The organism is Cellulomonas sp. P5_C5 (genome assembly GCF_054049655.1).
Genome location: NZ_JBFULY010000001.1, coordinates 187,554 through 207,005, shown reverse-complemented (window position 1 = coordinate 207,005; position 19,452 = coordinate 187,554). Strand labels below are relative to the sequence as shown.

Genomic DNA, 19,452 nt, shown 5'->3' with positions numbered 1-19,452 from the left:
GCCGAGCGTGCACCACCTCACCCGTGCCGACGCCCGCCGCATCGCCGTGCGTGCCCAGCGCCTCACGGCGGACCGGCCGACGGACGTGCACGACACGGTGCACGACCTGTGGCTCCTGCTGCTCAACCCGACCAGCGCCATCGCGCCGAGCGCGGACCTGGTCCTGTGGAGCCGGATCGGGTCGGCGTACGACCCGCGCGAGCTCGAGGACGCTCTCGACGCGCAGTCGATCCTGGAGTACCGCGGCACGCTGCGGGTCGCGCAGGACCTGGCTCTCTACCGCGCCGAGATGGCGGTCTGGCCGGAGGTCGGCGACCGCGCGACGGACTGGCAGCGCTCCAACCGGCGGTGGGTGGCGGACAACGAGGGGTGCCGGCAGGACATCCTCGACCTGCTGCGCTCCGACGGGCCGCTGCCGATAAGCGAGCTCCCGGACACGTGCGTGCGGCCGTGGAAGTCGTCGGGCTGGAACAACAACCGCAACGTCACCATGCTGCTGGGCCTGATGGTGCAGATGGGCGACGTCGCCGCCGCGGGGGGCACCGGCCGCGACCGGGTCTGGGACCTGGCCGAGCGGGTCTACCCGCAGGATCCCCCGGTTCCCCTGGAGGAGGCGTCCCGGACCCGCGCCGAGCGCCGGCTCGCCGCCCTGGGCATCGCCCGGCAGCGCGGGCCAGCGCACCCGGTCGAGCCGGTGGACGTCGGAGAGGTGGGCGAGGAGGCGGTCGTCGAGGGGGTGCGCGGGACGTGGCGGGTGGACCCGGCCCAGCTCGACGCGCCGTTCGAGGGCCGTGCCGCGCTGCTGTCCCCGTTCGACCTGCTCCTGCACGACCGCAAGCGCATGTCCGACATCTTCGAGTCCGACTACGTCCTCGAGATGTTCAAGCCCGTGGCCGAGCGTCGCTGGGGCTACTACGCGCTTCCGGTGCTCGTCGGCGACGAGCTCGTGGGCAAGCTCGACGCGACGGCCGACGTCAAGGCAGGGGTGCTGCGCGTCCACGCGGTGCACGAGGACCACGCGTGGAGCCCCGACGCACGCGCCGCCGTGGACGCCGAGATCGAGGACCTGGCGCAGTGGCTGGAGCTGGACCTGCTCCGGCCCTGACTCGTCGCCTCGGTGAGTAGCGGTCGGCAGGGTCGCCGGTCTGTGCGCAGCACAACGCCCGCCCGGTCATCGACCCGGCGGGCGTCGTCGTCGGATCAGCCCTCGCGGACGACCGCGACCGCGCCGGGCGCGACGACGACCGTCCCGGGTGCCGGCTCGTCGCGGAGCAGCTCGTGGCCGGTGGCCGGAACCTTGACCTCGTCGGTCGTGTGGTTGAGGACGAACAGCCACGAGCGGCCGTCGTCGGCGACCCGGCGGACGGCCTCGACGCCGTCCAGCTCCGGCGTCAGGCCCGCCTCCGCGATCAGCGCGTCCGTCACGTCCTGGAGCCCGTCGGCGTCGAGCCGCGTCCCCAGGTACCAGGCGGCACCCGCGCCGACGGGTCGCCGGGTCACGGCCGGCCAGCCGGCGAGGTCGCCGTCGGCGAACGTGCGGACCGCCGACGTGCCGGGTTCCAGGTGGGTCTGCTCCGACCAGACGTCGGCGGGCGTGCCGTCGTCGAGCGTCAGCGTCTCGCCGTCCTGCAGCGCCCAGAACTCCTCGGTGCGCACGCCCAGCAGCTCCCGGAACGCGCCCGGGTAGCCGCCGAGGCGGATGTGGTCGTTCTCGTCGGCGATGCCCGAGAAGTACGTGACCAGCACGGACGCACCACGCTCGGCGGCCCGGGCGATGTTCGACGCGTCGGCGTCGGTGACCAGGTACAGCCCTGGCACGACGACCAGCGAGTAGCCGGACAGGTCCGCCGACGGCCGCACGATGTCCACCGTGACGTTCCGCTGCCACAGCGCGCGGTAGTGCGCGAGGACGCGGTCCGGGTAGGTGACGGCGGCCGACGGGTGGCTGTCGAGCTCGGTGCCCCACCAGGCCGGGTAGTCGAAGACGATCGCGGCCTTGGCGTGCACGCGGCTGCCCTCGACCTCGCTCAGGGCCGTCAGCGCGTCGCCGAGCGCCACGGTGTTCCGCCACACGTCGGTGTCGGTCCCCGCGTGCGGCAGCATCGCCGAGTGGAACTTCTCCGCCCCCGCGGCGGACTGGCGCCACTGGAAGAACATCACCGCGTCCGCGCCACGGGCCACGTGCGCGAGCGAGTGCCGGAGCATCTCGCCCGGACGCTTGGTGCGGTTGCGCGGCTGCCAGTTCACCGCGCTCGTCGAGTGCTCCATGAGCAGCCACGGGTCACCGCCGGCCACCCCGCGCGTGAGGTCCGCGCTGAACGCGAGCTCGACGTGGGCCTCCGGGTCGTGGGCGCGCGTGTAGTGGTCGTTGGCGATGACGTCGAGGTCGTCGGCCCAGGAGAAGTAGTCCATCCACTTCGTGCCCGTGGAGAGCATGAGGTTCGTGGTCGTCGGCACGTCCGGCGTGACCTCGCGCAGCACGTCGCGCAGCGCCCGGTAGTGCACCAGCAGCTCGTCCGAGGAGAACCGCGCGAAGTCGAGCTGCTGCGTCGGGTTCGGGTACGTCGGGGCGCTGCGCGGCGGCAGCACCTCGTCGAAGTCGTCGTACCGCTGCGACCAGAACGCGGTGCCCCAGGCGTCGTTCAGCGCCTCGACCGTGCCGTACCGGTCCGCGAGCCAGCCTCGGAACGCGGCCGCGGCGTCGTCGGAGAAGTCGTGCGGGACGTGGCAGCCCAGCTCGTTGTCCACGTGCCAGAGCGCCAGCGCCGGGTGCTTCCCGTACCGCTCCGCCATCGTGCGGGTCATCCGCAGCACGTACGCGCGGTACTCCGGCGACGACACCCGGTACGCCTGCCGGCCGCCGGGGTGCAGCACGGTGCCGTCCGCCAGCACCGGCAGGAACTCCGGGTGCTTGCGCGTCAGCCACGGCGGCGGGCTCGCCGTCGCGGTGGCCAGCGCGACCTTGATGCCCGCCGCGTGGAGCCGGTCGAGGATGTCGTCCAGCCAGCCGAACTCGAACTCGCTCTCGCGGGGCTCCAGCTGGGCCCAGCTGAAGATCCCGACGCTGACCAGCGTGACGCCGGCCTGCTGCATGAGCTCGACGTCCTCGATGCGCGTGGCCAGGGGCCACTGCTCCGGGTTGTAGTCGCCGCCGTACTGGATCATCGGGTCCTCGCTGCTCGTCGTAGGTCTAGGTCAACAGGGTCGTGGGGGTCGCACACCAGGTGGCCGTCGACCACGCGGGCTCCTGCGACGCGCACGACGGCCCGCCGTGTCGCCGGGTCCTCGCCCGCGCCGGTCGCGCCGAACGGGGACACGTCGTGCGTGAAGTAGAAGATCCAGGCCTCGGTGGCGGTGGTGACGACGTCCGCGTGGTGCCCGCGCGGCTCCACCAGGATGCGCCCGTCGGCGGTCCAGCGCTCCAGGTCGTCGGACCGGTACACCGCCTGACCGCGCCACTCGTCGACGATCATCCAGTGCCACCCGCCGAGCGTGAACACGTTCGGGCCCTCGTGCGGGCGCCCCTCGATGACCGGTCGCGACGGGCCCCAGGTCTCCAGGTCGGCCGAGTCGGCGCACCAGGTGGTCGAGTCCGCCGCCTCGTCCTTGAACCACATGCGGTAGCCCGTCGGCGTCGGTGCCACGCACGCGTCGATCACGTAGTCCGAGCTCAGCGGCACGATCCCGCGGAACTCCCAGTGCACCAGGTCGTCGGACACGTGGTGCAGGATGTGCCGCTCGTGCCCCGCCCACTGCTCCGGGACCCCGGCGATGTAGCTGACGAACAGGTGGAACCGGCCCTCGGCGAACACGACCTCCGGAGCCCAGAGCGTGTTCCGCCCCTCTCCGGGGTCCAGCCCGTCCACCACGCCGCGGTGCGTCCACGTCAGCCCGCCGTCGTCGCTCGTCGCGACCGCGATGTCCGTCCCGTGCACCCAGCGGACCCCGGGCCCGTCGTCGTCCACCCGGCGCTGCGTGGCGAACAGCCACCAGGTCCCGTCGGGCCCTTCGACCACGGTGGGATCGGTGGGCGCCCCGAGCGGATCGGTGAACAGGGGATCGGGCGCGACGCCCGCAGATCCGGGAGCCGCAACGCGTACGTCCGAGGAACTGGCTGCTCCAGCGCTCACTTCCTCGGACGTCGCGGGGGTGGGCGTGGGTGCGTCCGAGCGTGTGGTCGCTCGGGCAGCCACTTCCTCGGACGTTGTGAGGGGGGTGGTTCGGGTGGGGTGCGTCATGTGGGGCGGAGGTCTTCGACGCCGTGCAGGAAGCCGTCGCGCAGGGTGCTTCCGGGGGCCAGGTTCGCCTTGGTGACCGGGCGGCCCAGGGTCGCCGACGCGTAGATCGCGGTGACCAGCTCGAGCGACCGGTGCGGGTCCGCGGCGACCGGCGGCAACGGGTCGCCGGAGCGCAGCGCCGCGTAGACCGCGCGGAGCAGCGGGGTGTGGCCGGAGGGCTCGTCGTCGACAGGGAGCGACCAGGCGGCCGGTGCCGGGTCCGGCTCTCCGCCGGTGCGGGACGGTGCGGGGGTGAGCCGCCACGAGCGGGCGTCGTGGCCGTAGAGGTGCTCGACCTCGACGGTGCCGAGCGTGGTGTCGACCCGGACGTAGCTGACCTGACGCGGCGACAGCGCGGTGGTCAGCACGGACACGATCGCGTCGTTGGCGAACCGGATGACCGCCGTCGACGTGTCCTCGGTCTCCAGGTCGCGGTCCAGCCGGAACGCGCGGGCGTCGACCTCGGCCCACTCGCCGAGCAGGAACGCGAGCAGGTCGAGCTGGTGGATGCCGAGCCCGAGCAGGGGTCCGCCGCCCTCGGTCGCCCACTTCCCGCGCCACGGCACCGCGTAGTAGTCCTCCTGCTTGCGGTACCAGAGCGTGTGGCAGACGCCGACGAGCGGGCGGCCGAGCGTGCCGTCGGCCAGCAGCCTCTGCACGTGACCGACGGCGGTGCCGGTGCGCTGCTGGAACACGACGGCGTACTCGCGGCCGACCTCGTGGGCGACCGCGAGCACCGCGTCCAGGTCCGCCAGCGACAGGACCGGCGGCTTCTCGCAGACCACGTGGGCGCCGCCGCGCAGCGCGGTGATCGCCTGGTCCTTGTGCAGACCGGGCGGGGTGCACAGGTGCACGACGTCCACGGTCTCGGCGGCGAGGAGGGCGTCGAGGCCGTCGTACCGGCCGGCCACGTCGAACTGATCGGCGAACACGTCACGGACCGCCGGGTTCGGGTCCGCGACCGCGACGACCGTCGCGAGCGGGTCGAGCGCGAGCACCTGGGCGTGGGCGTGGGCGATGGCGCCGGTCCCGACGATGGCGACTCTCAACGTGCCCTGCTCCGTCACGTACGGCTCCTTCGCCTGTATGAATCGACTCAACGCCACGGTAAGCGCTTGCCTACCGATCCGTCCACCGCCTCCGGACGAGGGCGGACAGGGACGGGGTGCGTGACGTGGTCGTCAGGCCGACGGGTCCGACGAGCCGCGGACCACGAGCTCGGGCTGGAACTGGATGCGCTGGTGCTGGAACGTGGCGCCCTCCGAGCGCTGGCGCAGCAGCAGGTCGGCGGCGGTCCAGCCCAGCTGGTGCGTCGGCTGGCGCACGGACGTCAGCGGCACGGTGAGCATCGACGCGAAGACGACGTCGTCGTAGCCGACCACCGCCATCTCGGCGGGGATGGCGACGCCGTGGGCCCGCAGCGCGCGCAGGGCGCCCAGCGCGGTGAGGTCGTTGACGCAGAACATCGCGGTGGGCCGGTCGCCGTCGGCCGCGAGCAGCCGGTTCACGCCGTCCTCGCCGCCCTCGGCGTTGAGCGAGCCGATCGTGATCTCGACGAGCGCCGCCGCGGGGTCCAGCCCGGCGGCGGAAAGCGCGGCGAGCACACCCTCGCGGCGGTCGACGCACTGCTTGATCGTCAGCGGCCCGTTGACGAACGCGATGCGGGTGTGCCCGAGGCTGACCAGGTGCTCGACGGCCAGGGCGCCGCCGCGGACGTCGTCGACGGCGACGGAGGAGATGTCGTCGACCGGGGACGTGGTGTCGAGCAGGACCACGTCGATGCCGCGGTCCCGCAGCGCCAGCAGGCCGTCGAGCGAGCCGGCGGACGGCGTGACCATGACGCCCTGCACGCCGTGCTCCTCGAACAGCCGCAGGTACCGCGCCTCGCGCTCGGGGTCCTCGTCGGAGGAGCTGAGCATGAGCGTGTACTCGTCGGCGGCCAGCCGGTCCTCGACGCCGCGGGCGACCTCGGTGAAGAACGGGTTGGCGATGTCGAGCACGATGGCGCCGACCGTCTGGATGGTCCCCGCGCGCAGCTGCCGCGCCGAGGCGTTGCGGACGAACTGCAGCTCCTCGATGGCCACGAGCACGCGGTCGCGGGTGTTCTCGCTGACCTGGTCGGGCCGGTTGAGCACGTTGGAGACGGTGCCGACCGACACCCCTGCCCGCTTGGCGACGTCCGTGATGGAGGGTCGGCGATCCGCGCGTCCCCGTGTCGTCGTCGACATCGACCGTCCTCTCCTCGAACCACCGAGCGTGCGCCCGATGCTAGTTGCCCGCTGGCGGCCGTCGTGGGTGCCTCGCTGCATCACGATGACGTCACGACCCTTGTCGTGCTCGGGGCGCGCGCGTACGGTGCAGGGTAGTGAATCGATTCACGAACCTCAAGGGAGAGGCCGCGCGGGAATCGTGACCGGGACGTGCTCGACAGGGATCGGATCGGCGACGCCGACTACTCCTCTGCTGCAGATAGGTCGCCACCCCGGCGCCCGGCTCTACCCTTGACACGGCGGTAAACGCTTACATAGAGTGCGTGAATCGTTTCAAAGACGATTCGAGAAAGGCGAGAGCCATGACCCGCGTGTGCTTCGTGTCCCGCGTCCGGCCGGACCGGCTGGACGAGTACCGGTCCCGGCACGCCGCCGTGTGGCCCGAGATGCTCGAGGCCCTCCGGGACACCGGCTGGCGGGACTACTCGCTCTTCCTGTCCACCGACGGGCTGCTCGTCGGCTACCTCGAGACCGACGACTACGCCGCCGCCCAGGAGGCCATGACCCGCACCGCGGTCAACCCGCGCTGGCAGGCCGAGATGAGCGAGTTCTTCGTCGACGACGGCAACCCGGACGAGGGCTTCCAGGTCCTCGACGAGGTGTTCCACCTGGAGGACCAGCTGCGTGCGGCCGGCCTCGCCACCCACCCCCAGGAGCTCCGCGCATGACCATCCAGGACGTTCTCCGACAGCAGACGATCGAGCTCCCCTCCTGGGCGTTCGGCAACTCCGGCACCCGGTTCAAGGTGTTCGCGCAGCAGGGCGTCCCACGCGACCCGTACGAGAAGATTGCGGACGCCGCGCAGGTGCACCGGTACACGGGCGTCGCGCCGCGCGTCAGCCTGCACATCCCGTGGGACCTGGTCGACGACTACGACGACCTCGCGCGGCACGCCAAGGAGCAGGGCGTCGCCATCGGGGCGATCAACTCGAACCTGTTCCAGGACGACGACTACATGCTCGGCTCGCTGACGCACCCGTCGGCGACCGTCCGGGCGAAGGCGGTCGCGCACCACCTGCAGTGCATCGACGTCATGCGCGCCACCGGGTCCACGGACCTCAAGCTCTGGCTGCCGGATGGTCTCAACTACCCCGGCCAGGACTCGCTGCGCGCCCGCCAGGACCGGCTCGCGGACTCCCTCGCGGAGATCTACGCGGCCCTCGACCCGAACCACCGGCTGATCCTCGAGTACAAGTTCTTCGAGCCCGCGTTCTACTCGATGGACATCCCCGACTGGGGCACGTCGCTGCTGCACTGCCTCGCGCTGGGGGACCGTGCGTTCGTCGTGCTGGACACCGGGCACCACGCGCCGGGGACCAACATCGAGTTCATCGTCGCCCAGCTGCTGCGCGCCGGCCGGCTCGGCGCGTTCGACTTCAACTCGCGGTTCTACGCCGACGACGACCTCATGGTCGGCTCCGCGGACCCGTTCCAGCTGTTCCGGATCATGCACGAGATCGTGCAGTCGGGAGCCCTGGCGCCGGACTCGGGGGTCAACTTCATGCTCGACCAGTGCCACAACATCGAGCCGAAGATCCCCGGGCAGATCCGCTCGGTGATGAACGTGCAGGAGGCCACGGCGAAGGCGTTGCTGGTCGACGCCGACGCGCTGCTCGCGGCGCAGACGGCCGGTGACGTGCTGGGCGCCAACGGCCTGGTCATGGACGCCTACAACACGGACGTCCGGCCGCTGCTCGCGCAGCTGCGGGAGTCGCAGGGCCTCGACCCCGACCCGATCGGGGCGTACAAGGCGTCGGGGTACGCGGAGAAGATCGTCGCCGAGCGGGTCGGCGGCAACCAGGCGGGATGGGGAGCATGAGCGTCGCAGAAGAGCTGGTCGCACGGTCCAACAGGCTCGGGGCGGACCCGCGGACCACGAACTACGCGGGCGGGAACACCTCCGCGAAGGGCACGGCGACGGACCCGGTGACGGGTTCGGACGTGGAGCTGCTGTGGGTGAAGGGGTCCGGGGGTGACCTGGGGACGTTGACGGAGAAGAACCTGGCGGTGCTGCGCCTGGATCGGCTGCGTGCGCTGGTCGAGGTCTACCCGGGCGTCGAGCGCGAGGACGAGATGGTCGCCGCGTTCGACTACTGCCTGCACGGCAAGGGGGGTGCGGCGCCGTCGATCGACACGGCGATGCATGCGCTGGTCGACGCGGTGCACGTGGACCATCTGCACCCGGACTCGGGGATCGCGTTCGCGACGGCCGCTGACGGGGAGGCGCTGACCCAGGAGGTCTTCGGCGACTCGGTGGTGTGGGTGCCGTGGCGTCGGCCGGGGTTCCAGCTGGGGCTGGACATCGCGGAGATCAAGGAGAAGAACCCGCAGGCCATCGGCTGCATCCTGGGTGGGCACGGCATCACCGCCTGGGGGGACACCTCCGAGGAGGCTGAGGAGCGGTCGCTGGAGATCGTCCGCACGGCGGAGGCGTTCATCGTCGAGAAGCTGGCCGCAGGCCCGCACCCGTTCGGTGAGGTGGTCGTGAGCCCGTTGCCCGACGAGGAGCGCCGAGCCCGTGCGGCGGCGCTGGCGCCGGTGATCCGGGGGCTGGCCTCCACGGACAGGCCGCAGGTCGGTCACTACACGTCCTCCGAGGTGGTGCTGGACTTCGTGTCCCGCGCTGCGCTGCCGCGGCTGGCTGAGCTCGGGACGTCGTGCCCGGACCATTTCCTGCGCACGAAGGTCAAGCCGCTGGTGGTGGACCTGCCCGCGGATGCGCCGGTCGAGGAGGTCGTGGGCCGGCTCAAGGAGCTGCACGCCCTGTATCGGGCGGACTACCAGGGTTACTACGACCGCAACGCCACCGCGGACAGCCCGGCGATCCGGGGTGCGGACCCGGCGATCGTGCTGGTCCCGGGGGTGGGGATGTTCTCGTTCGGCAAGGACAAGCAGACCGCGCGGGTGGCGGGGGAGTTCTACGTCAACGCGATCAACGTGATGCGCGGCGCCGAGGCGATCAGCACGTATGTGCCGATCGGTGAGGCGGAGAAGTTCCGCATCGAGTACTGGGCGTTGGAGGAGGCCAAGCTCGCGCGGATGCCCAAGCCCAAGCCGTTGGCCACCCGGGTCGCATTGGTGACCGGGGCCGGGTCGGGCATCGGGCGGGCGATCGCCGAGCGGCTCGCCGCCGAGGGCGCGTGCGTCGTGATCGCGGACCTGAATCTCGAGGGTGCGTCCGAGGTTGCGGCCGCACTGGGTGGTCCCGATGTGGCCATCGCGGTGCAGGCCGACGTGACCTCCGAGGACGACATCGCCCGCCTGATCGCTGAGACGTCGCTGGCGTTCGGGGGTGTGGACCTCGTCGTGAACAACGCGGGGCTGTCGATCTCCAAGCCGCTGCTGGACACCACGGTCAAGGACTGGGACCTGCAGCACGACGTGATGGCGCGCGGCTCGTTCCTGGTGGCCCGCGAGGCGGCCCGCGCGATGATCGCCCAGGACATGGGCGGCGACATCGTGTACATCGCCTCGAAGAACTCCCTGTTCGCCGGGCCGAACAACATCGCGTACTCGGCGACCAAGGCCGACCAGGCCCACCAGGTCCGCCTGCTCGCCGCCGAGCTCGGCGTGCACGGGATCCGGGTCAACGGGGTCAACCCCGACGGCGTCGTGCGCGGGTCCGGGATCTTCGCGGGCGGCTGGGGCGCCCAGCGCGCGGCGACCTACGGGGTGCCCGAGGAGGAGCTGGGCGCCTACTACGCCCAGCGCACCCTGCTGAAGAAGGAGGTCCTGCCGGAGCATGTGGCGGCGGCGGTGTTCGCCCTGACCGGCCCCGACCTGGTCCAGACCACGGGCCTGCACGTCCCGGTCGACTCCGGCGTGGCAGCAGCCTTCCTGCGATGACGACCGAGAACGTCACGTTCCCGCGAGAACGGCAGTGTGAAGTGCCGTTCTCGCGGGGAACTGCCGGTCTCGTCGGACGACGCCACGACCTGGGTGATGTCGGGGAGAGGGGCGGTGGGGGGTGAGCGCGTTCGCTGCCGTCGACCTCGGCGCCTCGTCGGGGCGCGTCATCGTCGGGACCGTCGGTGACGGGCGGGTGTCGCTGCACGAGGTCAACCGGTTCCCCAACGGCCCCGTGCGGGTGGCGGGTGCGCTGCACTGGGACGTCCTCGGGCTGTACCGCGGCGTGCTCGACGGGCTGCGCGCCGCGGGCCGCGAGGCGGGCGCGCTCAGCGGCGTCGGGATCGACTCGTGGGCCGTGGACTACGGGCTCCTCGACGGCGACGGCGCCCTGCTGGGCAACCCGTTCCACTACCGCGACGGGCGCACCGACGGCGTGCCGGAGAAGGTCTTCGCGACGGTCCCGGCGGCCGAGCTCTACGCCCGCACGGGCCTGCAGGTGCAGCCCTTCAACACGGTGTTCCAGCTGGTCGCCGCGCAGGGCACCGCGGCGCTGGGCGCGGCCCGCACGGCCTTGCTGATCCCCGACCTGCTGGGCTGCTGGCTGACGGGCGCCCACGTCGCGGAGGTCACCAACGCGTCGACCACCGGCCTGCTCGACGCGACCACGCGGACGTGGGCGGCGGACCTTGCGGAGCGGCTGGGCATCGACGCCACGATGCTCCCGCCGCTGCTCGACCCCGGTGCGCTGCTGGGCCACGTGCGCGCGGACGTCGGGCTGCACGGGCAGGTGCCGGTGTGGACGGTGGGCTCGCACGACACCGCCTCGGCCGTGGTCGCGGTGCCGGCCGTCGGGGACGACTTCGCGTACATCTCCTGCGGCACCTGGTCACTCGTCGGTCTCGAGCTCGACCAGCCCGTCCTCACCGAGGCCAGCCGCGCCGCCAACTTCACCAACGAGGCGGGGGTCGACGGGACCGTCCGCTATCTGCGCAACGTCATGGGGCTGTGGGTGCTCCAGGAGTCCCTCCGGACCTGGAACGAGGCCGGGCTCCCCGCCGACCTGCCCGACCTGCTCGCGGCGGCCGCCCGTGTCCCGGCGCTGACCACCGTGGTCGACCTCGACGGCCCCACGTTCCTGCCGCCGGGGGACATGCCCGCGCGTATCGCCGCCGAGGCCGAACGGACCGGGCAGACGCCGCCGCAGTCGCAGGCCGAGACGGTGCGCTGCATCCTCGACTCGCTCGCGCTCGCGTACCGCCGGGCGGTCCGGCAGGCGTCGACGCTCGCGGACAAGGACGTCCGCGTCGTGCACGTGGTGGGTGGCGGAGTGCGCAACGAGCTGCTGTGCCAGCTCACCGCCGACGCGACCGGCCTGCCCGTCGTCGCCGGACCCGTCGAGGGCGCCGCGCTGGGCAACGTCCTGGTGCAGGCGCGCGCGGCCGGGGTGCTGTCCGGCGGGCTGGCCGAGCTGCGGGCCGTCGGTGCCCGCGGGCTGGACCTCCGGCGCTACACCCCCCGAGCGACCGGTGGACCCCTGCCACGTGCCTGGGACGCCGCTGAACGTCGGCTTCACGGCGAGATTTTGGGACAGGGTTGACGGCCTGTCAGGGGTCAAGATAACGCCGCACAAAACGGACATCACTCACTTGTCAGACACTCGTCCGGTCCCCTATGGTCTGCGCCGGGGGCATTCCATGCACGTGCGGTAATAGCCCCCTGTCCACAGGGTGCTGCCAATGGTGTCGCGTACTCGTCGTTCCGTTCGTGAGTACGCATAGGGGTAATCCTGATGTCATCAGCCGCAGTTCTGACTCGTTCGTGGAAGATCGAGACGACGCTTCCCGTGTCGTACGCGGTCACGGAATCGCACGACATCCTCGACCCGCTCAATGCCGAGCTCGCGTCGACCTGTCACCCGCTCCGTGGCGAGCCCACGACGGTCATCGTGGACGACCGGATCGACGCGCTCGTCGGTACCCGGCTGCGCGCCTACTTCGCGGAGCGCTCGATCGCGGCGCGGTTCCTCGTCATGGAGTCCGCCGAGGAGATGAAGACCCTGACGTCGGTCCAGGCCGTCGCCCGGGACCTCAACGTCGCCGGCACCCTGCGGGCGACGAACCCGCCGATCGCGATCGGCGGCGGCGCGATGCTCGACGTCGTCGGCCTGGCCGCCAGCCTGTACCGCCGCGGTGTGCCGTACGTGCGGGTGCCCACGACCCTGCTCGGCCAGGTCGACGTGAGCGTCGCCGCCAAGACGGGGATCAACTTCGACGGCTACCGCAACCGGCTGGGCTCGTACACGCCTCCACTCAAGACGGTCATCGACCGCAGCTTTCTCGCGACGCTGCCTCGCCGGCAGCTGGTCAACGGGATGGGCGAGATCCTCAAGATGGCCCTGGTCAAGGACGCGCGGCTGTTCGAGGTCCTCGAGGCCCGAGGGCGTGACCTGGTCGACACGTCGTTCGACCTCGGGGACGTGGCGGACGAGGTGATCCGGCGCGCCATCACGGGGATGGTCGAAGAGCTGGCGCCGAACCTGTGGGAGAAGGACCTGCGTCGGTGCGTCGACTACGGGCACTCGTTCGGGCCCCTCGTGGAGATGCGGGCCCTCCCGGAGCTCCTGCACGGCGAGGCCGTCGCGCTCGACTGCCTGTTCTCGGCGTGCCTGGCGGTGGAGCGAGGTCTGCTCGACCACGCGGAGGTGCTGCGGATCGCGCGCGTCGCCCAGGACATCGGCCTCCCCGTCCGGCACGCGCTGTTCGAGGATCGCGCCCTCCTGTGGGAGGCGCTCGAGGACACGGTCAGGCACCGGGACGGGAACCAGCACCTCCCGGTGCTGACGTCCATCGGCCGGCACACCTTCCTCGAGGACGTCACGCCCGCGCAGGTCGGCGCCGCGTCGGCGCTCATGGTCGACGTGGCCGACGCGGTCGCGCTCACGTCCGTCGGCGCCGTCGCGTGAGCGTGCAGGTCGCGACGGCACCGCAGCCCGGGTTCCGGGCCGACGACCTCGCAGGCAAGGTCGCCGTCGTGACGGGCGCGACGTCCGGCATCGGCGCGGCGACCGCCGAGGTGCTCGCCGCCCGGGGCGTGCGCCTGCTGCTCGTCGGCCGGGACGAGGAACGCGGGGAGCAGGTCCGCCGACGCGTCGTGGAGGCCGGGGCGGAGGCGGTGTTCGTGCCGCTCGACCTGCGCGAGGCCGGTGCCGTCGACGCGGGCATCCAGCGCGCGGTCGACTCCTGGGGGCGGCTCGACTGCGCGTTCAACAACGCCGGCGTGCTCGGGCCGGGCACTGTCGCGGACGCCGACGTCGACGTGTACGACGAGGCGTTCGCGGTGAACACCCGGGGTCTGTGGCTGTGCATGCGGAGCCAGGTCGCGCTGATGGGGCAGGGCGGGGGCGGCTCGATCGTCAACAACCTCTCGGTGCACGCGGTGCGCACCGTGTTCCCCGGCATCGCCCCCTACGTCGCGTCGAAGGCGGCCGCGCTGGCGCTGACGCGGTCGGCGGCGGTCGAGCTGGCCGACCAGGGGATCCGGGTGAATGGCGTCGCACCCGGTCCGGTCGACACGGAGCTGTTCGCCCGCTCCCGGGCGCTCTGGGCGGGCGCCGACCCGTGGACACCTCTGCTGCCGATGGGGCGGATCGGGACGCCGCAGGAGGTGGCCGACGTCGTCGCGTGGCTCTTCAGCGACGACTCCCGCTACGTCACCGGAAACGTCGTCGCGGTCGACGGCGGATTCCTCGCGTCCTGACGTCCGCCGACATTTCCCGCCATTCTTGAGAGGTTCCTCCATGGAATTCGACTATGTCGTCGTCGGGGCCGGTCTGGCTGGCTCCCTGGTGGCTTCCGAACTCGCATTGAAGACGCATTCGACGGTTCTCGTCCTGGAATCCGGTCCGCCCGCGACGGATTCGCGCATCGGCATTCCTGCGCGCTGGGTCGACCTCTGCGGCAGCGCGCTGGACTGGTCCCGGACATCGACCCCGCAGGACGGCCTCGACGGGCGCGAGCTCGCACTGCCGCGCGGCCGGGTGGTGGGGGGCAGCGGGGCGATCAACGCGATGGTCTACATCCGTGGCCACATCAGCGACTACCGGTCGTGGGCCGCCGCCGCAGGCCCGCTCTGGGGACCCGAGCGGGTCCTCGGGGCGATGGTTGCGCTCGAGGCGGGGGAGACGGCCGGTGGGGACCCCGTGCCGCGCGAACCCACCCACGACCTGCACCCGTTCTGTGCGGCGTTCCTCGCGGCGGCCGACGAGGCCGGGCACCGTCGCAACCCCGGCTTCACGGCCCTCGACATGGAAGGCGTCGGCGTCTACGACATCACCCGGCGTGACGGGCGACGGTGGAACACCGCCTCCGCCGGCCACGACGCCGCCGGCGGCCCCACGGTCCTCACCGGCGCGCATGTGACCCGTCTGACCATCGAGAACCGTCAGGTGACCGGGGTCGAGGCGCTGGTCGACGGTGCCCCCCGGACGATCCGTGCACGCCGCGAGGTCATCCTGTGCGCGGGGGCGTTCGAGTCACCGGCTCTGCTGCTGCGCTCCGGGGTGGGTCCCGCCGAGCACCTGCGCGAGGTCGGGGTGCCGGTCACCCACGACCTGCCGGGCGTCGGCTCCGGCCTGCACGACCACGTGCAGGTCTCGCTGGGCTTCCGGACCCGGGAGACGCGACCCGTCCTGCCGACCTCGAACCTGGGGGAGGTGGGTGGGTTCGTCTCGACGGCCCCCGGCCTGCCCGCTCCGGACGTCCAGCTGTCGTTCGCGCCGATGCTCGGGCTCAACGGCGCCGCGTCCGCCGGTGCAGGCTTCACCATCGGTCCGGCCGTGACCAGACCCACGAGCCGCGGGCGGCTCCGGCTGCACGACGCCCGACCACTGAGCGCACCGCGGATCGACCCCGGCTACCTGTCGACCGAGCAGGACGTCGAGACGCTCGTCCGTGGCGTCGACGTCGCCCTCGACATCGCCCTCGCCGGCCCGCTGCGCACGCTCATGGACGACCCGCGGGAGCTCCCGGACCGTCTGCGCACCCGGTCGGCGCGGACGGCGTTCGTGCGCGCGAACGCGCAGACGCAGTACCACCCGGTGGGCAGCACGGCGATGGGCGACGGTGACGACGCGGTGGTCGACCCCCGGCTGCGCGTCCGCGGCATCGGCGGCCTGCGGGTGGTCGACGCGGGCGCGATACCCGTCATGCCGACCGGCAACATCCAGGCCGCGGTCCTCGCGGTCGCCTACCTGGGCTCCGCCCTGATCCTCGAGGAGAACCATGCCTGAGCGTCCTGTCCGGTGGGGGGTCCTCGGCTCCTCCGCCTACATCAGCGGACTCGTCGTCCCGGCGATCGTCTCGTCGCCGACCGGGGCCCTGGCCGCGGTGGCCACCCGCGGCGACGGGACGGACGCGACGTCCCGGCTCGCCGTCGAGCACGGCGCTGCGCTGCTGCCCGACTACGCGGCGGTCGTCGACTCGCCCGACGTCGACGCCGTCTACGTCCCGCTGCCCAACACCCTGCACGTCGAGTGGGTGCTGCGGGCCGTCGAGGCGGGCAAGCACGTGCTCGTCGAGAAGCCCCTCGCGATGACCGAGGCCCAGGTGGACAAGGTGCTCACCGCCGCCGCCGACCGCGGCGTCGTGGTGATGGAGGCCTTCATGTACCGCTTCCACCCGCAGCACGCCCTCGTGCACGACCTGATCGCCGAGGGTCGCATCGGTGAGGTGCGCGGCGTGCGGGCGTCGTTCGCGTTCCGGATCGACGACCCGCGCAACATCCGCCTCTCTCCCGAGCTCGGCGGCGGCGCGACCTGGGACGTCGGCTGCTACGCGACGGACGTGGCGCACTGGTACCTGCAGGACGCACCGACCACGGTCCGGGCGACCGCTCGCCGTCGACCGGGCACCGACCTCGACTCGACCGTCGCGGCCGTCCTGGAGTTCCCCGGTGACCGGTTCGCGGTGCTCGACTACAGCATCGACTTCGGGCAGCAGGCGTCGTACGAGGTGCAGGGCACCGCCGGGTCGATCTCGGTCCCGAACGCGTGGGCGATGCGCGAGGACCAGGCGACGGTCGTGGTCCGCGACCAGCACGGTGTGCGCACCGAGACCGTCGTCGCCCCGGCCGACCACTACCGGGCCGAGGTGGTCGCGTTCGAGCGTGCGGTGCTCGACGGTGCGGCGTCGCCGTACAGCGCCACGGACTCGCTCCGGAACGCGCAGACCCTCGAGCGGATCCTCGCGGAGGTGGCACCGTGACCGACCTGACCGATGCCCCCGTGTTCGTCTTCCCGTGCTTCCTGCGCTCCGCGGACGACGCCCGCCACCTCGAGCTCGCCCTCGCCGGGCTGCGCGCCCAGACCGACCAGCGCTGGCGGGCGGTCCTCGTCGACGACGCGTCGCCCGACACCGGTGCCGTGGACGTCCTCACGGCGCTCGCGGCCGGTGACCCCCGCTTCCACGTGATCCGCTCCGCGGTCAACGAAGGACCCGGCACCTGCCGGAACGTCGGCGTCCGCTGGGCGGCGCAGGCCGGCGCGCCGTTCGTCCTCTTCCACGACGCCGACGACGTCTCGCACCCGATGCGCCTCGAGGTGACCCGCCAGGTGTTCGACACCCGCGAGGACGTCGACTTCGTGTACTCGACGTTCATCCCGATCGACGAGCACGGGCGCGCCGTGGACCCGGCCCGGCTGACGCCGTCGGTGCGGGAGGTGCTTGACGCGCACATCGAGCATCCCGTGCACGGCCTCGACGCCTGGGTGACGATCGGCACGGTCACCGGCTACGTGAGCCAGACGTCGACGGTCGCCGTCCGCACACCGCTCGCGGTCGCGCAGCCCTTCCCCCCGATCCGCGGTTCGGAGGACACGCACACCTGGTACCGGATGTCCGCAGCGGGTGGCAGCGTCGCGTTCCTGCCGGGGATCGCAGGGCTCTACCGGGTGCCGTCGGCCGGCGGGGGGAGCAGCGACCGCGACCGCCTCGGGGCCGGCCTCTACTACCGGACGCTCATCGAGATGAACTGCGCGGGCTTCGACGAGGCGTTCACGATCGCGACCGCGCGCGGACGTGTCGACGCCGGGCAACGGTCGGTGCTGCGGTCGCGGCTGCTGCGGCGCATCGCGGTGACCGTCGGCAAGGAAGGGCACGACCAGCTGGCCGACGAGCTCCGTGCGCAGGCGGCCGAGCTCGAGCTGAGCGACGCGTGAGCCTTCGGGTACGCCCACGCGCCGCCGTGACCGTGCTCTTCCTCGTGCACGCCGCGGTGCTCGGCGCGTGGACCCCGGCGATCCCCGGGATCACCGGTGCGCTGCACCTGAGCACCGCCCAGCTGGGGCTGGCGCTGGCGGCGGAGCCCGTCGGTGCCGGCCTCGTGATGGTGCCCGCCGGAGCGTTGATCTCGCGGTTCGGCAGCCGTCGCGTGCTGGCGTGGTCCGTGGTCCCGTACGCGCTCACGACCGCGGCGATCGGGATGGCTCCGTCGCTCGCGGTGCTCGCCGGCGCCCTGTTCCTCTGGGGCGCGTCCCAGGGCGTGATGAACATCGCGATCAACGCCCAGGGGATCGTCGTCGAGGAGCACCTCGGGCGGCACGTCCTCGCAGGGCTGCACGGATGGTGGAGCCTCGGCGCGTTCGGTGGGGCGCTCGTCGGCTCGCTCGCGGTCGCGCGCGGGGTGTCGCCCGCGGTGCAGCTCGGCGCCGCCGGTGGGCTCGCGCTGCTCGCCATCGCGGCGGTGCTCCCGAGCCTGCTCCCGGACACCCCTCGGGCCGACGCGGGCGAGGGGCGGCGACGGCTCGTCGTGCGTCCGAGCCCACGGCTCGTGGCGCTCGCGGCGATCGCCTTCTGCTGTCTCCTCTGCGAGGGAGCCGTCCTGACGTGGAGTGCGCTCTTCCTCACCGGGGCCGTCGGTGCGGCGGCAGGTCTGGCGGGTCTCGCCTACGCGGCGTACGCCCTGATGATGGCGGTGGCGCGCATGACCGGCGACCGGGTGATGGCCCGGTGGGGCGCGCGCACGGTCCTCTGCGGCGCGGCCGTCGCAGGGGCGGTGGCGATGTCGGTGGCTCTGCTGGTGCGTGACGTGCCCACGGCGCTGCTCGGGTTCGCCGCGCTGGGGGTCGGGCTGGCCCTCGTCATGCCGTTCGTGACGCGGTCGGCGGCGCAGGCGTCGCCGCAGGCCGTGGCGCCCGCGATCGCGCTCGTGTCGAGCAGCGGGTGGTTGGGTGTCGTCGCAGGTCCGCCCGTCGTCGGCGCTCTCGCGGTCGCGGTCACGCTGGGGAACGCGCTGTGGTTGCTCGTCGCCCTGCCCGTGGTGATCGCCGTCGCGGGGCTGTTCCTGTTCCGCGCCGACGCCTCGGCCGCGCCCGTCGAGGACGAGGTCCTAGACGCGGTGGGTCGGTCGTAGGGGACGGACGTCGATCGCGTCGATCCCGGCGGCGCGGGCGGCCTCGAGGCCCTCGTCGCTGTCCTCGAGCACCAGGCACTGCGCGGGGTGCAGCGAGAGCCTGTCCGCGGCGACGAGGAAGATCTCCGGGGACGGCTTGCCTGCGCTGACGTCGTCACGGGTGACGACGGCGTCGAGGAACGGGAGCAGGTCGAGGGCCTCGAGCGTGGGGACGACGGTCTCGCGCTGCCCACCGGTCGCGAGCGCGGCCAGGTGGGTCCCGCGGGTGGCGCGCAGCAGGTCGACGACCGGGGTGAACGGTCGGACCTCCGTGACGCGACGCAGGTACTCGTCGTTGCGGACGGCCGTGAGGTGCTCGGCGTCGATGTCACGTCCGGCGAGCTGGGCGAGCATCAGCACCATCTCGGTCGTGGACACCCCGGTGCGCGCGTCGTACCAGGTCTCGTCGAGCGTGAGGTCGACGGTGGCGACGGCGTCGCGCAGAGCCCGGTAGTTCACCGCCTGGCTGTCGACCAGCGTCCCGTCGTGGTCGACGAGGAAGCCGCGGTGGTGCGGCGCCGGCGCAAGGTCGGCGGTGGTGCGGGCTGCTGAGACGGTCATGGATCCCCCCAAGGCGGTCGATGTGCGGGCCGAGCCTAGGGCCTTCCCGG

At 72.4% G+C, this 19,452-nt stretch carries 16 protein-coding genes; 11 read left to right on the top strand and 5 right to left on the bottom strand.

From position 1 onward, the window contains the following. Positions 1-7: 7 nt before the first annotated feature. Complete coding sequence (locus ACXJKF_RS01010) at positions 8-1,105, top strand: DNA glycosylase AlkZ-like family protein (protein ID WP_456785878.1); 1,098 nt, start codon at positions 8-10, stop codon at positions 1,103-1,105. A 95-nt stretch (positions 1,106-1,200) separates the two neighbouring features. Here ACXJKF_RS01010 and ACXJKF_RS01005 read toward each other — a convergent pair whose 3' ends face one another. From ACXJKF_RS01005 to ACXJKF_RS00990, 4 genes are all read right to left on the bottom strand, one after another. Continuing rightward, complete coding sequence (locus tag ACXJKF_RS01005; protein WP_456785877.1) at positions 1,201-3,165, bottom strand: beta-galactosidase; 1,965 nt, start codon at positions 3,163-3,165, stop codon at positions 1,201-1,203. Further along, entirely contained in the window at positions 3,162-4,016 is an 855-nt protein-coding gene (locus ACXJKF_RS01000) for a family 43 glycosylhydrolase (RefSeq protein WP_456785876.1), read from the bottom strand. Before ACXJKF_RS01000 ends, ACXJKF_RS01005 begins: the two co-directional genes overlap by 4 nt. Before the next feature lie 218 nt (positions 4,017-4,234). After that, entirely contained in the window at positions 4,235-5,344 is a 1,110-nt protein-coding gene (locus ACXJKF_RS00995; RefSeq protein WP_456785875.1) for a Gfo/Idh/MocA family protein, read from the bottom strand. 114 nt (positions 5,345-5,458) lie between these two features. Continuing rightward, the gene (locus ACXJKF_RS00990; RefSeq protein WP_456785874.1) at positions 5,459-6,505 is read right to left on the bottom strand and encodes a LacI family DNA-binding transcriptional regulator; all 1,047 of its coding nucleotides are present in this window, start codon (positions 6,503-6,505) and stop codon (positions 5,459-5,461) included. Between the two features lie 344 nt (positions 6,506-6,849). Between ACXJKF_RS00990 and ACXJKF_RS00985 the strand changes: the two genes are divergently transcribed. From ACXJKF_RS00985 to ACXJKF_RS00940, 10 genes are all read left to right on the top strand, one after another. Further along, positions 6,850-7,215, top strand: a complete 366-nt coding sequence (locus ACXJKF_RS00985) for an L-rhamnose mutarotase (protein WP_456785873.1) — start codon at positions 6,850-6,852, stop codon at positions 7,213-7,215. Beyond that, positions 7,212-8,366, top strand: coding sequence for an L-rhamnose isomerase (gene rhaI, locus ACXJKF_RS00980; protein ID WP_456785872.1), 1,155 nt, complete (start codon positions 7,212-7,214; stop codon positions 8,364-8,366). The genes ACXJKF_RS00985 and rhaI overlap by 4 nt, the downstream gene beginning before the upstream one ends. Then, positions 8,363-10,393, top strand: coding sequence for a bifunctional aldolase/short-chain dehydrogenase (locus ACXJKF_RS00975; protein WP_456785871.1), 2,031 nt, complete (start codon positions 8,363-8,365; stop codon positions 10,391-10,393). Before rhaI ends, ACXJKF_RS00975 begins: the two co-directional genes overlap by 4 nt. A 121-nt stretch (positions 10,394-10,514) precedes the next feature. Then, positions 10,515-11,993 carry a rhamnulokinase gene (locus ACXJKF_RS00970; protein ID WP_456785870.1) on the top strand — a complete coding sequence of 493 codons (1,479 nt, stop codon included), beginning with the start codon at positions 10,515-10,517 and terminating at the stop codon, positions 11,991-11,993. 246 nt (positions 11,994-12,239) lie between these two features. Next, positions 12,240-13,358 (top strand): sedoheptulose 7-phosphate cyclase, encoded by a 1,119-nt coding sequence (locus ACXJKF_RS00965; RefSeq protein WP_456785869.1) that lies wholly within the window; start codon positions 12,240-12,242, stop codon positions 13,356-13,358. Continuing rightward, on the top strand, positions 13,355-14,152 hold the full coding sequence (locus ACXJKF_RS00960; protein WP_456785868.1) for an SDR family NAD(P)-dependent oxidoreductase: 798 nt from the start codon (positions 13,355-13,357) through the stop codon (positions 14,150-14,152). Before ACXJKF_RS00965 ends, ACXJKF_RS00960 begins: the two co-directional genes overlap by 4 nt. 40 nt (positions 14,153-14,192) lie before the next feature. Continuing rightward, a complete protein-coding gene (locus ACXJKF_RS00955) occupies positions 14,193-15,683 on the top strand; it encodes a GMC family oxidoreductase (protein WP_456785867.1) in 1,491 nt (496 codons plus the stop codon). Continuing rightward, positions 15,676-16,656 carry a Gfo/Idh/MocA family protein gene (locus ACXJKF_RS00950; protein WP_456785866.1) on the top strand — a complete coding sequence of 327 codons (981 nt, stop codon included), beginning with the start codon at positions 15,676-15,678 and terminating at the stop codon, positions 16,654-16,656. The genes ACXJKF_RS00955 and ACXJKF_RS00950 overlap by 8 nt, the downstream gene beginning before the upstream one ends. Further along, positions 16,653-17,609 carry a glycosyltransferase family 2 protein gene (locus ACXJKF_RS00945; RefSeq protein ID WP_456785865.1) on the top strand — a complete coding sequence of 319 codons (957 nt, stop codon included), beginning with the start codon at positions 16,653-16,655 and terminating at the stop codon, positions 17,607-17,609. The genes ACXJKF_RS00950 and ACXJKF_RS00945 overlap by 4 nt, the downstream gene beginning before the upstream one ends. Continuing rightward, entirely contained in the window at positions 17,606-18,802 is a 1,197-nt protein-coding gene (locus ACXJKF_RS00940; protein ID WP_456785864.1) for an MFS transporter, read from the top strand. Before ACXJKF_RS00945 ends, ACXJKF_RS00940 begins: the two co-directional genes overlap by 4 nt. Here the strand turns inward: ACXJKF_RS00940 and ACXJKF_RS00935 are convergent. Next, entirely contained in the window at positions 18,779-19,402 is a 624-nt protein-coding gene (locus ACXJKF_RS00935) for an HAD family hydrolase (protein WP_456785863.1), read from the bottom strand. The genes ACXJKF_RS00940 and ACXJKF_RS00935 overlap by 24 nt on opposite strands. Between the last annotated feature and the right edge of the window lie 50 nt (positions 19,403-19,452).